The organism is Actinomycetospora chlora (assembly GCF_039542135.1).
In the GTDB taxonomy this organism is placed as follows: Bacteria; Actinomycetota; Actinomycetes; order Mycobacteriales; family Pseudonocardiaceae; genus Actinomycetospora; species Actinomycetospora chlora.
The window spans coordinates 516-16,353 of the sequence record NZ_BAABHO010000025.1 but is presented as its reverse complement, the minus strand read 5'-3'; the positions used below and the strand labels follow the sequence as shown (position 1 = coordinate 16,353).

The window sequence follows — 15,838 nt, the reverse complement described above, 5'->3', positions numbered from 1 at the left end:
ATGGTCGCCGTAGCGGTCCCGGCGTCGGTGGGGAGTGAGCAGGATGGAGCCCGTCGACCCGATCGACGCCCGCCTGCTGCAGGCCCTCGGCGAGGAGCCCCGCGCCACCGTCGTCGCGCTGGCCGAACGTCTCGGCCTCGCCCGCAACACCGTCCAGGCCCGGCTCACCCGGCTCGAGGCGCGCGGCGTGCTCGGGTCGTTCGACCGCCGCATCGAGCCCGCGGCCCTCGGCCACCCGCTGCGCGCCTACGTCACCACCCGCGTCGAGCAGCGCCGGCTCGCCGAGGTCACCACCGCGCTCGCCCGCATCCCGGAGGTCGTGGAGGTGGTCGGCCTGGCCGGCGACGACGACCTGCTCGTCCAGGTCGTCGCCCGCGACGCCGACGCGCTCTATTCGATCGCCGGGAGCCTGCTGGCCGTGCCGGGCGTGGAGCGCACCTCGACCGCGCTCGTCATGCGCCAGCTCGTCCCGTTCCGGCTCGACCCGCTGCTCGCACGGCGTGCGAATTCGGACGACACGTCGACGCGGCCCGGCTAGCGTCCTGCACCGCGAGGGCGGGCCGGAGACGGTCGCTCACCGCTGCAACCGGGGAGGTCGCGGGTTCGAGTCCCGCCGCCGGGCGGACGCCCGGTGTAGCTCAGGGGGAGAGCACCGTGCGGCAGTCACACCATGCCCGACCTCGCACCCACTGCCACGAGGAGGACGGGCCGGCAGACCGTCGGTGTTCGGCGTCCCCGACCTCGGTCGCGGGGCGTGGCCGGAGTCCCGGTGTTCCCCGGTGGTCGACACCACGCCCGCCCTCCCCACCCCACCTCGACCCGTCCGCGGACGTGTGCCCGGAGGGAGGACCCATGGACCCGCTCACCACCGTCTCCACCCGCGCCACGCCGCAGTGGCTGCGTGCCGAGGATCGCCAGATCCCGAACGCGGCCGGCGGCTTCGGCTTCGCCCTCGGCGACGACGCCCGCGTGCTCCGCTTCCTCACCCTGGGCGTCGACGGCGGCACCTACTACGCGAGCGACCGCGAGCTGACCGCGCAGAACGCCGGCGTGGTCCTGCGGACCGCGCAGGCGCGGGCGTCCTGGCTGGTCGAGCAGGCCGTGGCGATCTCCACCGCGGGCCGCGCCCCGCGCCAGAACCCGGCGGTCTTCGCCCTGGCGGCGGCGGCCGCGCTCGGCGACGAGGCGGGCCGTCGCGCCGCGCTCGACGCGCTGCCCGCGGTGTGCCGCACCGGAACGCACCTGTTCCTCTTCGCGCGGTACGCCGAGCAGTTCCGCGGGTGGGGCCGCGGGCTGCGCCGGGCCGTGGCGCGCTGGTACACCGCCCCCGCCGTCGACGACGTGGCCTTCCAGGCCGTGAAGTACCGACAGCGCGAGGGCTGGTCCCACCGCGACCTGCTGCGCCTCGCGCACCCCGCCACGACCGAGCCCGACCGCCGGGCCCTGTTCCGGTGGATCGTGACCGGTGAGGTCGGCGACGACGCCCCGGAGCTCGTGCGCGGTCTGGTGGGCGCGCGGGCGGCGACGACGCCGGCGGAGTGGATCCGTCTCGTCATCGACCACCGCCTGGGCTGGGAGATGCTGCCCGACGCCGCGCTCGTGGAGCCGGACGTGTGGCGGGCGCTGCTCGCGGTCGGCCTGCCGCCGACCGCCCTGATGCGCCAGCTGCCCCGGCTGACGCGGCTCGGGGTGCTGACCGGGGACCGCCTCCGCAGGGTGGCGGCGCAGCTGGCCGACCCCGAGCGGCTGCGACGGGGACGCATCCACCCGATCTCGGTGCTCGTGGCGCTGCGCACCTACGCCGCGGGCCGGGGGCGCGGCGCGAGCTGGACGCCGAAGCGGGAGATCGTCGACGCGCTCGACGCGGCCTTCTCCACCGCGTTCGGCACGATCGAGCCGGCCGGGAAGCGGACGCTGCTCGCCCTCGACGTGTCGGGGTCGATGAACTACGGCACCGTGTCCGGGCTACCGATCTCCCCGCGGGAGGCGTCGGCGGCGCTCGCCCTCGTGACGATGGCGACCGAGCCCGACACGACGTGCGTCGGGTTCACCTCGACGGGCGGCTGGGCGACGCGGGGGTCGTTCACGGCGCTCACCGAGCTGGCGATCAGCCCGCGCCAGCGGCTCGACGACGCGGTCCGCGCCGTGCGGGACCTGCCCTGGGGCGGGACCGACTGCTCCCTGCCGATGCGCTGGGCGCAGGAGACGGGACGGGAGGTGGACACGTTCGTCGTGCTCACCGACAACGAGACGTGGGCCGGGCCGACGCACCCGCACCAGGCGCTGCGGCGCTACCGCGAGCGGACCGGCATCGACGCGAAGCTCGTGGTGGTGGGGATGACGGCGAACGACGTGTCGATCGCCGATCCGTCGGACCCGGGGATGCTCGACGTCGCCGGCTTCGACGCCGCCGCGCCCGGCCTCGTCGCCGCCTTCTCCCGCGGCGACTTCTGACCCTACGTGCGTGATCTTCTGAGCTATGGCTCAGAAGATCACGCACGTAGGGCTCAGCCCAGGGTGAAGGGGTCGCGGGTGCCGCCGGTGAGCTCGACCCACACCGACTTGTTCTCCAGGTACGCGTCGATGGCGTGGACGCCGTTCTCGCGGCCGATGCCCGAGGCCTTGAAGCCCCCGAACGGCACGCTCGGGGCGACGACGCGGTAGGCGTTGATCCACACCGTGCCGGCCTTGATCCGGGCGGCCGTGCGGTGGGCGCGGTGCACGTCCTTGGTCCAGACCGCACCGGCGAGGCCGTAGGGCGTGTCGTTGGCCAGCTTCACCGCCTCGTCCTCGTCGGTGAACGTCACCGCCGCGAGCACCGGCCCGAAGACCTCCTCGCGGAAGACGGTGTCCGTCGGCTTCACCGACAGCACGGTGGGCTGGACGAAGTAGCCGCCCAGCGACTCCTCCGACGACCCGCCGTACGCGATCGTCGCGCCCTCCTCGCGGGCCGTGGAGAGGTAGCCGACGACCTTCTCGTACTGCATCTTGTTGGCGACCGGGCCCATCTCGGTCTCCTCGCCGAACGGGTCGCCCAGCGTGATCTGCGACGCCCGCTCGGCCACGAGGCGCACCAGCTCGTCGTGGACGTCGGCGTGCACGATCAGCCGCGAGCCCGCCATGCACGTCTGTCCGGTCGCGGCGAACACGCCGGCCACCAGGCCGTTCGCCGCGGCCTGCAGGTCGGCGTCGGGGAAGACGACCTGCGGCGACTTCCCCCCGAGCTCGAGCGTCGCCGGGTTGAGGTTCTCCGCGGCGGCTGCGGCGACCTTCCGCCCGGTCGCGGTCGAGCCGGTGAACGCCACCTTGTCGACGCCGGGGTGCTTCGCCAGGTGCGCGCCGACCTCGCCGGAGTTCGCCGTGACGACGTTGACGACGCCGTCGGGGATGCCGGCCTGGGTGATGAGCTCGGCGAACCCGAGCGTCGAGCCCGGCGCGTGCTCCGACGGCTTGATCACCACGGTGCAGCCGGCGGCCAGGGCCGGCGCCACCTTCCAGCTCATCAGCAGCAGCGGCGAGTTCCAGGGCGTGATCGCGGCGACGACGCCGACGGGCTCGCGGCGGGTGTAGACGAGGTAGTTCGGATTCGGCGAGGGGATCTGCTGGCCCTCGATCTTGTCGGCCAGCCCGGCGAAGTAGTGGTACCAGCCGCCCAGCCCGTTGAGCTGGCCGAGCATCTCGCGGTAGAGCTTGCCGGAGTCGTTGACCTCGAGGCGCGCGAGCCGCTCGGCGTTGGCGGTGATCAGGTCGGCCAGCCGGCGCAGGCAGGCGGCGCGGGCGAAGCCGGTCATCTGGCCCCACTCGCCGTCGAGCGCGGCGCGGGCGGCGCCGACCGCGGCGTCGATGTCCTCCGTGCCCCCGTCGGGGATGACCGCCCACGGCTGCCCGGTGTAGGGGTTCTCGGACTCGAAGGTCCGCCCCGAGATCGCGCCGGTCGGCTTGCCGCCGATCAGCATGGACAGCTGCTCGAGCTCGCTCACGTATCTGCTCCTGTCGAGGTGCTCAGCCGGGGAAGGTGCCGGCGCGGGGGAGGAGGGCGGGGACGCGGTAGCCGAGCTGGTCGGAGAGGAAGTCCGCGATCGGCAGGAGTGCCTCGAGGTCGAGGCCGGTGGGGTGGCCCATGCGGTGGAGCAGGTAGACGAGGTCCTCGGTGGCGACGTTGCCGGTGGCCGCGGGGGCGAACGGGCAACCGCCGATCCCGCCGTTGGAGGAGTCCAGCCAGTCGACGCCCCACTCGATCGCGGCGATCGCGTTGGCGAAGCCGGTGTTGCGGGTGTTGTGGAAGTGCGCCCGCATCACCGCGTCCGGGGCGACCTCGCGCACCCCGTCGAGCAGCGTCCGCACCTGGGTGGGCACGCCGACGCCGATCGTGTCGGCGATCGCGATCTCCCGCGCGCCCGCGGCGGCACAGCGCCGGGCGACCTCCACGACGCGGTCCGGGTCGACCTCGCCGTCGAAGGGGCAGCCGAACGACGTCGCGATGGTCAACGACGCGAACAGGTCCCGCCCGGCGGCCTCGGCGAGCACCTCCTCGGCGACCTCGGTCAGGGCCGCCGTGGTGGAGTTCTGGTTGGCCTTGGCGAAGCCGTCGGAGGCGGGGACGACCACGTTGATCTCGTCGACCCCGGCCTGCACCGCGCGGTCGTAGCCGCGGCGGTTGAGCACCAGCCCGATGTAGGACACGCCCTCGGCCCGGTGGACCCCTTCCATGACGGCCTCGGCGTCCGCCATCGCCGGCACCAGCTTCGGGTGCACGAACGACACCGCCTCGATCCGGCGCGCGCCGGCGGCCACCGCCCGCTCGATCAGCTCGATCTTCGCGCCCGTCTCCAGCAGCGCCCGCTCGTTCTGGAGCCCGTCGCGCGGGCTGACCTCCACGATCCCGACCACGTCCCTGATCCTGCCCCTCAGCCGAGGACCGCGGCCACCGTCGCGGCGTGGTCGCGCATCGTCGCCGCCGGGTCCTCGCCGCGCTGGCGGCCCATGCCGCAGTACATCGCGACGCCGAAGTCGGCGAGGTGGCGCGATGCCGTGGTGTGGCGCCGCCGCAGGCCGGCCTCGCCGTCGAGCGGCAGGACGATGCCGAGGAAGACCCGGGTGTCGGGGGCGTCGAGGTCGGCCAGTGGGGCGACGAACGCGTCCTCCTCGCTGCGCAGGTAGCGCGGCCCGGCGAGGTGGACCCAGTCGAGCGGGCGGCCCGCGTGCGCGACGGCGTGGTTGGCCATCCGCACGATCAGTCCCATGTCGCGGGCCTCGTACATGGGCCACTCGGGGAACGTCCCGTAGCAGAGGTGCAGGCCCATGAGGACGTCCTCGGGCACCCGCGGGGCCAGGCGCGACCACGGCCCCGCGAAGCGATCCCAGGCGTCCCCCTCGGTCCACGCGATGACCCCCTCGAGGTCCTGCGTCTCGTAGGCGAGGTCCCACTGCACGGCCAGGTCGCGGGCCGGGATCACCGCGAGCAGCTCGTCCAGCGACCGCAGCCACAGGTCCTCGAGCGCGGGCCCGACGATCGCCCAGTTGCGGGCGTAGGCGTCCTTGAACGCCCCGGTGAACACGCTCGACGGGAACGGCAGGCCGACCTGGAAGCGCAGGTGCGGCGGGATCACCCCCTCGTCGCGCAGGGTGCGGAAGCGCTCCCACGACTCCAGCGTCTCGGCGATGCGCGGCCAGGAGTCGAAGCGCAGCGTCTCCACGCCGTCGGCCACGGTGAGCCGGGCGGTGTCGTAGGCGTGCCGGGCCCGCCCGGTGGGGGAGGGCGACGGCTCGAGCACCGTGATGTCCGGGTGCGGCTCGAGCAGGGTCACGCGGTCGTAGCCGACCCACCCGCCGCGGGCCCCGGACTCGCCGTCGGGCAGGGCGGCGACCCGGTCGCCGAACAGCGCCGCGCCCGCCCGGAAGCCCTCGTCGGTCGAGTCGACGGGCAGGCTCCCGACGAGGAGCAGGTCGCTGTCGACGCGACGGGTCATGGTGGTCCTCCCGGGTCGGGCAGGGGCACGTCGGCGCCGGGTGACGCCGTCGGGCAGCATGGTCCCGCCGACGGCGGGTGTCATCCCGGTGCCTCCGTGCGGTGGACCGCCCGTCGACCGCACACCACCGGTCGGGTGTTCCGCAGGACGCACCGCGCGTGGTGTGACGCCGGATCGGTCACCCGGAGGTGACCGGCCGGGCAGGAGGACACTGGAGGGATGAGCGCGATCGTGACCACCTCGTCCGGCACGTCGCGCCCGACGCCCCGCACCCGGCGCGTCCTGCGGATCGTCACCGGCGTCGTGGTCGCCGCCGCGGTCACCACCGGTGTGGTCATCGTCTTCCCGACGGTCGAGGCGGCCGGCGCCGCGCTGATCGGCGCCGACCCCTGGTGGGTCCTGGTCGCGGTCGCCTGCGAGGCCGGCTCGATCGTCGCGTTCTCCGCGATGCACCACCGGCTGCTCGTCGCCGCCTCGGTCCGCGTCTCGCTCGGCGAGGTCACGCTCGTGACGATGGCGGCGAACGCCCTGCACCTCACCGTGCCCGGCGGGGCCGCGCTGTCCACGGCCTACACCTACAAGCGGCGCCGCGCCTGGGGCGCCACCGTGCCCGCCACCACGTGGACGATGGTCGCCGGGGGCGTCGCGGCGAGCCTGGCGCTGGCCGCGATCGCGCTGGGCTCGGGCCTGGTCGTCGGCGGGCTGCCGAACTCGGTGCCGTGGATGGTGCTGCAGATCGCCGGGGTCGCCGCGCTCGGCGCCGGGGTCGTCGTCGTGGCCCGCCGGCCCGGCCTGCTGGTGACGGCCGGGACGTGGGGCCTGCGGCTGGTCAACCGCCTGCGGTCCCGGCCCCGCGACACCGGCGTCGCCGAGCTCGGCGAGCAGATCGACGCCCTGCAGCTCATCGAGCTGCGCGGCGGCGGGCGCGCCGTCGTCGGGGTCAGCGCGCTGCTCAACTGGGTGCTCGACATCGCCTGCCTCGCGGCCTGCTGCGCCGCCGTCGGCGCCGAGGGCATGACGTTCGCGCTGGTCCTCGTGGCCTACGCCGCCGCGACCGCCGCCTCCAGCGCGGCGTTCCTGCCCGGCGGCCTGGGCCTCGTCGACGGCGCCCTGCTCGCCGCGCTGGTGGCCGGCGGCGTCCCGTCGCACCCGGCGCTGGCCGCGGTGCTGCTCTACCGCCTCGTCAGCTTCGTCGGCGTCGCCGCCGCGGGCTGGGTGGCCTGGTTCGTCGTGCACACCCGCACCACCGCCGCGCTGCCCGACGACGCGGACGAGACCGCCGACACCACCGACACGGTCGACGCCGTCGCGACCGCGGAGCTCCCGACCGTGGCCGACCCGCCCCGCGAGGCGCGGGACGTGCCGGACGCCGATCCGTTGCACCGGGGGCGCGGCCCACGCGGCTGACCCCCGGCAGGCGGTCGGCCGGCACGCGGCCGCCCCTTACGGGGTGCCGCCCGTCCCGCCACCGCCGCCGCTGCTGCCACCGTCGGTGGTGCCGCTGCCGCCCGTCCCGGTGCCGGAACTGCCCGTCCCGCCGCTCGACCCGCTGTCGCAGCAGCCGCCGTTGCTGGGCCGGCTCCAGGTTGTGGTCGTCGTGTGGCGGCCGCCGCCGCCCCAGCCGCCGCCACCGCCGCCCCCGGAGCTCGAGCCGCTCCCGCCCCCCGTGTCACGCGGCGCGCGCGTCGGCGCGACGGTCGCGGCCGGGTCCTGGGCGGGCACGGCCTCGCTGGTGGTGGTCGGTGCCGGGGCGATGACGGCCGCCGGCGGCGCCGGCGGCGCCGGCGTTGCGTTCGACACCTGCTGGTAGACGAACGTGCCGCCGCCCGCGAGGAGCAGCAGCGCGAGCGCGGCGATGATGATCGGCAGGCGACGCCGGGCGCCGCCGCTCGTGGCGGTGGTCTCGCCCGTGGGGTGCGCGCCCGACCCGCGCAGGGCCGGCGCGGGGATGCCCGCGGCGGGGGTGCCGGCGGCGTTGAGCGCCGGGGGCGGCACCCGGCTGCCCGCCTCGGCGGGCCGGATCGGCGGGCCCGGGCGCACGGCCTGGGTCTGTCCCGTCGGGATCGCGCCCGTCCGCGTCGTGGGCCGGTAGCCACCGCCGGTCGGTGGCCCGCCGGTGCGGGACGCGACCGGGATCATGCCGCTGTTGGTGCCCGAGGGGGTCGGCCCGGTGCGGGGCCCGCCCTGGCCGAGCGCCGTCGTCACCGGGGCCGCGCCGCTGGCCGGCCCGGTGAACTTGCCGCGGCCGTCGACGTAGCCGCGCCCGGACATCGCCGCGGCGCCCAGCACGATCGCGTGCTTCGGGTGCGCGTCGACCGACGTCGGCCGGCCGAGCTCGGCGGAGACCATCTGCGAGACCAGCGGGATCCGCGACGAGCCACCGACGAGCAGCACGGTGCTCAGGTGGTCCGGGGCGACGCCGGCGGAGAGCAGTGCCCGGTTCAGCGCCTCGATCGTCGCGCTGATGGACGGGCGGATCATGTCCTCGAACTCGCCGCGCGTGAGGCGCACCTCGGTCTGCAGCTTCGGCAGCATCACCGGGATCGTCGCCTCGGTGTCGGCCGAGAGGGCCTCCTTGGCGCGCGCGCAGTCCTGACGCAGGCGGATGACGGCGGTGGTGTCGTGCGGGTCGGACGGGTCGAGCGCGGAGAGCGGGCCGCCGAGGCTGCGGTCGACGTGGTTGAAGACGGCCTCGTCGAAGTCGATGCCCCCCAGGCCCTCGAGGCCCTCGGGCGTCCCGAGGATCTCGAAGCCCTTGCCCGCGGTGCGCAGGACGGTGGCGTCGAACGTGCCGCCGCCGAGGTCGTACACGGCGACGAGCGCACCCTCGTCGAGGCGCTCGTTGGCCGCGTAGTGGGCAGCGGCCCCCTCCGGCTCGGTGAGCATCCGGACCTCGCGCAGCCCGGCGGTGCGCGGGATCTGGCTGAACAGCTCCTTCTTGTACGGGCCCCAGTTGGCGGGGTGGGTGAGCGTCACGGCGTCCGGCATGCCGCCCTCGCGCTCGCTGACCAGCGTCAGGACGTCGCGCAGCTGCATGCCCATGAGCTGGGCGGCCGCGTACGGGGTGCCGCCGAGCACCAGGGGCATCGGGTCGCCGAGGCGCCGCTTGACCTCCCGCGCGACGCGGTCCGGCTCGGTCGCCGCCCGCCGGTCCGCGGCGTCGCCCGTGAGGACCTGACCGTCCTCGCGCACGAGCACCACCGACGGCACCGCCGCCGACCGGTCACCGAGCGTCACCATCTCGACGCGTCCGTCACGCTCGACGGCGGCGGCGGTGAACGTGGTGCCCAGGTCGACACCGAGTCCGTATCCCACCGATCTTCCCTCTCCTGTCCGCAACCGTCAGCCGGTCGTCAGCCCACGTGCCCGAGGTGCTCGGACCCGTCCGTCCCGCTCGTGTCGTGCCCGCCGGAGTCGGCGTGGCCCGACGACGCGGCCTCGTGCCCGCCGTCACCGTGGCCCGAGCCCTCGTGGCTCGTTCCGCTGTGCCCGGATCCGTCGATGTCGTTCGTCTCGTGGACGGCGTCGCCCGTGCCGTCGTGGTCGTTACCGCCCGCGCCGCTCCCGTCGTGCGTCGTGTCGTGCGTCCCGCCCGTGCCACCGGTCCCGGAGGTGGTGGATGGGCTGTGCGTGCCGCCCGCGTCCGCCGGCGAGGCCGGACCGCCCTGGAACGGGTCGACCGGACCGGCCGCCGGACCGTGGCCGGCGAAGACCTGGTCGTGAGCCGGGGCCTGGTCGGGCCCGGTCGCGGTGCCCGTCGCCGGGCTGCCGTGGCCACCGAAGCCTCCCGTGTCGGGCGGCGGGCCGTCGAGATCGTGCCCGGTGGCGTGCGACGGTCCCGAGAACGACACGGTCGTCACGGGCACGGAGGCCGGGGAGAGCGAGGAGTCGAGCGGGAGCACGCCGGCGGCCCCCGCAGCCCCCGCAGCTCCGGCCGCGGCCGGCATCGTCGTGGCGGGCGCGGTCGTGGCGGGCGCGGTCGTGGCAGGCGCGGTCGTGGCAGGGCCGGGCGTGCCCGCCGGCGCCCCGGTGGCGCCGGTGGTGCCCGTGCCGGTGGTGGTGCCGGTCGTACCGGTGGTGCTCGCCCCGCTGCCGGTCGGCGGCGCCGGGGTTCCCGCACCGGAGGTCGTGGTGGTCGGGCCCGTCCCGTTCGGCGTTCCCGTCGCGCCGTCGGGGCCCTGACCGGACGCACCCGTCGCCGGTGTGCCGGCCGGCAGCCCGGGCTGCTCGCCGTGCCCGCCCCGGCCGGAGCCGACCGAGGCGTTCTGGTCGACGTCGGTGGTCGCCTCGTCGCCCGTGTCGTGGCTCTGGCTGGTCGCCCGCTCGCTGAGGTTGATGGTGGTGTCGTGGGGGTCCGGACGCCCGTGCTCGGTGACCTGCACCGACTCGTCCTGCCGGATGCCGATCTCGTCACGGCCGTCGCCGTCGGCGCCGACCGTGACGGTGATGCTGTGGTCGACCGCGACGGGGGTGAAGCTGCCGTCGGCGTTCTCGACGACCTGGACGTGACCGGTCTCGTGGATCATCAGGTCGGTCTCCTGGCCCGGCGGGTCCGGGACGGTGACCTGGTAGTGCTCGACGAAGTGGTACTCGTGGCCCTGGCTGTCGCGGATGACGATGTACTGGTAGGCGTCGACCTGGAAGTTGCCGTCCGCGGTCTCGACGACGTTGACGTCCTGGAAGATCGACACCGTGAGCGTGTGCTCCGGGCCGGGGGCGTCGCCGTGGTGGACCTGGAAGCTCCCGCCCAGCCCGGAGGAGACCGGGCCGTCGCCGAGGGAGCCGTGGGTCTCGTGGGAGGCGCTGCCGCCGAAGCCGCCGCCGTGACCACCGCCCGCTCCGCCGTCCGCGCCGCCGCCGTGCCCGCCGCCGGGTCCCTCCAGGTCGGCGAGGCCCTGCCCGGGCGGCGGGACCGCGCCGTCGAAGCCGCTGAGGTCCACCGCCGGCTCGGCGGTGGCCGTGCCCGCGCCGAGGGCGACCGCGGCGGCCGCGACGCCGAACGTGGCGCTCGCCGTCGCCGCACGCCGGGCGATCGCACGGATGCTCGAGGGCGCGGTGTCGCTGTCGTCCTTCGCCTGGCGGATTCGCTCGGGGACCGCGCCGTGCGCATCGCGCTTGGCGAGCTCCCACAGGTGTGGGGGCATGCCGACGGGGGGTCGGCTCGCGGTCGATGCGGTCATGACGCCACCCTCGCCTGCCGCCGGGCCCGGGTCATGAGCAGCCGACTACTCGGTCGTACCCGCCGCCCACGGGCCGGTTGCTCATGGGCTGGCCGCCGGCGTTGCTCATGGGGGAGCCGCCCGGGGGCGGCAGGGCGCCCATGAGCAGGCCCTCGCTGGTGCGCACGAGCACGCGCGCGGCCTCGCGGACGTCGCGGGCGGAGGCCGGGTGCTCGGCGCGGCGCTGCCACTGCGACAGCGTCGCCTGCGCCCCCCGCAGGACCTCGGCCTGCGGGCTCCCGGGCGGGAGCCCGAGGCGGATCTCGGGCTCGACGCCGTCCACACCGAGGAGACGCTCGGCGTCGGCGCGCTCCTGCGGGGTGAGCATGAGGCCGCCGCCGCGCAGGGTGTCGAGCAGCCGGACCTCGGCGAACTCGTGGGCGCTGGAGTTGATGACCTCCAGCTCGTGGCGCAGGCCGTCGGCGGCGGGGAACGGGTAGCGGCGCAGCACCGACTCGGTGGCGAGCAGGGCCGAGCGCGCCTTGAGGACGTCGGCCCGGGCGGCGAAGCGGCTGACCAGTGCCTCGCGCAGGGGCACGAGCCCGCTCCGGGACAGCAGCTCGCGCGACAGGGCGCCCGCGGTCGTCGCCACACCGCTGTGCACCAGCCGCAGCGAGAGCCGCACGCCGAACATCCCGTAGCGGTCGAGCAGCGCCGATCGGCGCGCCGGCTCGAGCCCGATCTCGGTGTCCGCGGTCGCGAAGCGGTCGGCGGACAGCAGCAGGCGCTCGAGCTCCGTCTCGGAGGCCTCGGCCAGCACGTTGATCGCCCGGAACTCGTCCTCGCGCAGGGTTGCGGCGGTGACGGCGAGCAGGCCGGCGACGGGCATGACCGTCTGGCAGAGCGCGCGGACGCGGGGGTCGTCGCGGTACCGCCCGGCGATCTTGGCGGCGCTCTCGAGGGCGTCGGGACGCCCGTGCCCCACCTCGTCGGCCCGGGCGAGGACGCCGAGGGTGTTGATCGGCCGGCGTTCGGTGGGGTCGTCGCGGAACGACTCGAGGAAGCGGACGTCGGCGGCGTGGACGTGGCGCATGAGGTAGACGACCGCGTCGGCCTCGGAGGCCCGCGGCTCGGTCTCGTCGTCCTCCTCGCCGCTGGCGCCGAGCATCGACTCGGTCCGGCGCGAGAGCTCGGTCGTCAGTGAGCCCATGCCGGGCGTGTCGATGAGCGTCATCGAGCGCAGGGCGGGGGAGGGCCAGTCGACGACGAGGCGCTCGACGTCGTCGGCGTGCATGCCCTGCAGGTCGATGTCGAGCAGGCCCCCGGTCGGGCCGGGGGGCAGCTGGCGCGGCGGTCCCTGCCGGGGATTCGCCGTGACGCGGTAGGTGTGGCCGTCGCGGAACCAGGTGACGATCCGGGTGCACTCACCGGCGTCCGTGGCCGCGAGCTCCTGGCCGACGAGCGCGTTGAGCAGCGTCGACTTCCCGGCCTTGATCCGTCCCGCGAGCGCGACGCGCAGCGGCTCGTCGAGCCGCGCGGCGGCGCGCTGGAGGTCGGGGAGCGCGGGCCCGCCGCCGTAGATCTGGCAGGCGTGGTGGACGAGGCCCCGGACGCGGTTGATCAGCGGGGGCGCCGGTGCGGCCATCACGCCACGCCCTGCGGGTTGGCCGCCGCGGCCGACAGCTCACGGGCGCGCTGCTCGGCCTGGGCCTTCTCGATCGCGGCCTGGGCCCGCTCGAGGTGGGCCTGCAGATCGGTGACGCGGGCGCGCAGCATGACCATCGACTTCTGGTCGTTGTCGAGGCGCTCGCGGGTGCTCGCGTCGCTCTCCGAGGTCTGGGCGGCCTGCTGGGCCGCGGCGAGACCGTCGGCCGCCGAGCGCTGGAGCTCGGTGATGCGTTCGGACCACGCGTTGCGCAGCTCGCGCTGGACGTGACGGATGGCGTCGCGGGAGTCCTTGCCGATCTGGATGTTGAACTCGTCGACGAAGCGCCGCACGGTGTTCTTGGCCTCCCCGCGGCGGCGTTCGAGCTGCTGCTTGCGCTGCTCCTTGAAGCCGAACCCGCCCATGAGGGCGCCGGCGGCGAGGCCGATCGGCAGCGGCACCGCCAGCCCGAGCATGGCGGGCAGCATCGTGAACATCAGGACGCCGCCGTAGCCCTTCTGCATGGCGGCCAGGCCGGCGCCCTTCGCCTTCTTCTCCACGAACGCGGAGTCGACGCTGAAGTCACGCAGCTTGTCGATCGGCGCCGAGACGTCGCGAGCGGTGATGATCTGGGACTCGGCGAGCTCGAAGTGCTGGCCGACCTGGAAGGCGACCTCCTTCGCCCGCCGCACGAACATGGCGTAGTTCTCCAGCGCCTCGCCGGCCAGGCGCTGGCGCAGCCACTCCTCGAACTCGGTCCAGTTCTTGGCCGGATCGCCGTCGTCGATCGCCGCCTCGGCCTCGTGGAGCACGGTGCGGGAGCGCTGGCGCAGGTCGAACTCGATGTCGGAGTTGATGTCGGCGAACCCGTCCTGCAGGACCAGCTGCCACTTCGACGAGCGCTCGCGCAGGGCGTCGGCCCGTGCCTTGGTGCGCTCGAGGGTGGCGACGATCCGGGCCGCGTTCTGCGGCGCGACGAGCGCGTCGCGCTCGGCGGCGATCGCGATGTCGAGCTGCTGGAGGGCGCGGGTGATGTGGGTGACGGTCGAGTCGAGCGCGACGCGCTCGGCGTTGGCGATCGTCTGGTGCAGGTGGTTCACCAGTACCGGGAAGCCCGACTCGTTGTTCAGGGCCTGGTCGGACGAGCGGGCCGCCACCTGCCGGATCTCGGACGACACCGGGATGATCTCGATGGCGACACCGGCCCGCCGCAGGTGGTTGGCGTTGAGGTCGCGGATGCGGCCCCAGTGCGGGTAGAGGTCGGTCTTCGTCTGGATCATGACGATGTTCGGGCACAGGTCCTGCACGGTGCGCAGGAACCGCACCTCCGCGTACGTCAGCTCCTGGGAGGCGTCGCTGACGAACAGCACCGCGTGCGACTGCGGGAGCGAGCCGATCGTCGTGGCGTTGTGGACCGACCCGAGCCCGCCGACGCCGGGGGTGTCGATGAGGACCAGGCCGCTGGAGAGCAGCGGCCGGTCGATCCCCACCGTCACCGACCGGAGCCGGCGGGTGTTGCCGGGGTTGCCGGCCTCGGAGACGTAGGACGCGATCTCCGACGGCGAGATCGGCTCCGTCCAGCCGGGACCGCCGGATCCCGGCGCCGCGTCGAAGCTGGCGCTGGCGGCGACCTCGTTGTTGTAGCGCACCTCCGTCGGCACCGACGTGGCGATGTCGTCGTCGACGGGGCAGATGGGTGCGGTCAGGAGTGCGTTGATCAGTGAGCTCTTGCCCTGCTTGAACTCCCCCACCACGTGCACGGTGATGGTGGAGTCGGTCAGCAGGCGCCGAGCGCGGGTCAGCCGTTCGGCGATGTCCTCTCGCCCGTAGGCCTTGGCTCCCTTGACGGTCATGTCGAGGGTCTCCAGGGCGTGGTTGACCGCTGCGCTCGGCGCCTGCTGAGCCATCGTTCTCCTCTCTCGGTGTCAGGTCGGGTGGTGGCCGAGATCAGCCGAAGTGGTGCTCGCCCCCACCGCCGCTGTCGCTGCCGCCGCCGTGGTCCGAGCTGCCGCCGCTGTCGTGGCTGCTGCTCGTCTCGTGACCGCCGCTGCTGCCGCCCTCGTGGCCGCCGCTCGACTCGAAGCCGCTGTCGTGGCTGCTGCTGCTCTCGTGGCCGCTGCTGCCGGAGTCAGCAGCCTCGCTGCCGCCGCTGTGGCCGCTCGAGCCGTCGTCGTCGGACCGGAAGAGGGCGTGTGCGTCGCCGCCCGAGCCGTCGTGCCCGGCGCCGGTGCCGCTGCTCTCCTCCCCGCCGCGGGCCGTCGGTTCGAAGACCCCGCCCTGGCCGGCCCCCTCGGAGCCGGTACCGGCGTGCGACCCGAACGGGTCGCCCGCGGTGCCGCGGTCGAGCGTGCCGGAGAGACCGCCGGGGCCCTCCGAGTTCTGCCCGCCGTTGAAGATCGACCCGGAGCTGGGGATGAGGTCGCCGGGGACGTGGGACGGCTGGCCGCCCTCCGAGCCCACCGGGCCGATGGCCTGCTGGGTGACGCCCTCCGCGCCGGTCGGGCCTGCCGGGGTGTGCTGCCCCGCGCCCTCGCCGAACGGGTCGGTGTGCCCGAAGGAGACCTCACGCGGCTCCTGCGTGGGCGGAACCCCGAGCTCGGGGTTGCCGCCGTGCGGGTTGAAGCCGATGTTGCCGTGCGCCGCGCTGCCCGAGGACGGGTCGAAGCGGGTCACGGCCTCGACGCCGCCGGCACCGGTCGCCCCGCCGGCCGCCGCCGCACCGGCGAGGTGCACCGGAGCCACACCGCCGTCAGCCTGGTTGACGTTGGCCGTGCCCGAGCCCTGGTTGACGTTGCTCGTGCCGCTGCCCTGGTTGACGTTGCCGCCGCCGGCACCCTGGTTGACGTTGCCAGCACCCGAGCCCTGGTTGACGTTGCCGCCGCCGCTGCCCTGGTTGACGTTTCCGCCACCAGCACCCTGGTTGACGTTCCCGCCGAGGCCGCCCTGGTTGACGTTGCCCGCGCCCGAGCCCTGGTTGACGTTGCCCGCGCCCGAGCCCTGGTTGACGTTGCCGAACCCGCCGCCCTGGTTGACGTTGCCGCCGAGGCCGCCCTGGTTCACGTTGC

Annotated in this window: 10 protein-coding genes and 1 pseudogene; 3 read left to right on the top strand and 8 right to left on the bottom strand. The window is 74.8% G+C overall.

What is annotated here, in order from left to right; translation table 11 throughout:
• Positions 1-43: 43 nt before the first annotated feature.
• Complete coding sequence (locus ABD994_RS16360; RefSeq protein ID WP_345416901.1) at positions 44-538, top strand: Lrp/AsnC family transcriptional regulator; 495 nt, start codon at positions 44-46, stop codon at positions 536-538.
• 314 nt (positions 539-852) lie between these two features.
• Positions 853-2,454, top strand: coding sequence for a TROVE domain-containing protein (locus ABD994_RS16355; protein WP_345416898.1), 1,602 nt, complete (start codon positions 853-855; stop codon positions 2,452-2,454).
• 53 nt (positions 2,455-2,507) lie between these two features.
• Here the strand turns inward: ABD994_RS16355 and ABD994_RS16350 are convergent, their stop codons facing one another.
• From ABD994_RS16350 to ABD994_RS16340, 3 genes are read right to left on the bottom strand one after another with little or no spacing between them, the layout of a single operon-like run.
• Entirely contained in the window at positions 2,508-3,980 is a 1,473-nt protein-coding gene (locus ABD994_RS16350; RefSeq protein WP_345416895.1) for an aldehyde dehydrogenase, read from the bottom strand.
• Positions 3,981-4,002: 22 nt separating this feature from the next.
• Complete coding sequence (locus ABD994_RS16345) at positions 4,003-4,890, bottom strand: hydroxymethylglutaryl-CoA lyase (RefSeq protein WP_345416892.1); 888 nt, start codon at positions 4,888-4,890, stop codon at positions 4,003-4,005.
• A 17-nt stretch (positions 4,891-4,907) separates the two neighbouring features.
• Positions 4,908-5,969, bottom strand: coding sequence for a hypothetical protein (locus ABD994_RS16340; RefSeq protein ID WP_345416889.1), 1,062 nt, complete (start codon positions 5,967-5,969; stop codon positions 4,908-4,910).
• A gap of 219 nt (positions 5,970-6,188) precedes the next feature.
• Here ABD994_RS16340 and ABD994_RS16335 point away from each other — a divergent pair, with 219 nt between their 5' ends.
• The gene (locus tag ABD994_RS16335; RefSeq protein WP_345416886.1) at positions 6,189-7,376 is read left to right on the top strand and encodes a lysylphosphatidylglycerol synthase transmembrane domain-containing protein; all 1,188 of its coding nucleotides are present in this window, start codon (positions 6,189-6,191) and stop codon (positions 7,374-7,376) included.
• 36 nt (positions 7,377-7,412) lie between these two features.
• Here ABD994_RS16335 and ABD994_RS16330 read toward each other — a convergent pair whose 3' ends face one another.
• The 5 genes and pseudogenes from ABD994_RS16330 to ABD994_RS16310 form a co-directional block, all read right to left on the bottom strand.
• On the bottom strand, positions 7,413-9,284 hold the full coding sequence (locus tag ABD994_RS16330; RefSeq protein ID WP_345416883.1) for an Hsp70 family protein: 1,872 nt from the start codon (positions 9,282-9,284) through the stop codon (positions 7,413-7,415).
• 38 nt (positions 9,285-9,322) lie between these two features.
• Complete coding sequence (locus tag ABD994_RS16325) at positions 9,323-11,149, bottom strand: hypothetical protein (RefSeq protein WP_345416880.1); 1,827 nt, start codon at positions 11,147-11,149, stop codon at positions 9,323-9,325.
• 31 nt (positions 11,150-11,180) lie between these two features.
• Complete coding sequence (locus ABD994_RS16320; RefSeq protein WP_345416877.1) at positions 11,181-12,773, bottom strand: dynamin family protein; 1,593 nt, start codon at positions 12,771-12,773, stop codon at positions 11,181-11,183.
• Positions 12,773-14,680: a dynamin family protein gene (locus tag ABD994_RS16315; protein ID WP_345416874.1), complete on the bottom strand. Its 1,908-nt coding sequence runs from the start codon at positions 14,678-14,680 to the stop codon at positions 12,773-12,775. Before ABD994_RS16315 ends, ABD994_RS16320 begins: the two co-directional genes overlap by 1 nt.
• A gap of 40 nt (positions 14,681-14,720) precedes the next feature.
• Positions 14,721-15,838, bottom strand: a pseudogene (locus tag ABD994_RS16310) (hypothetical protein); the annotation flags it as partial.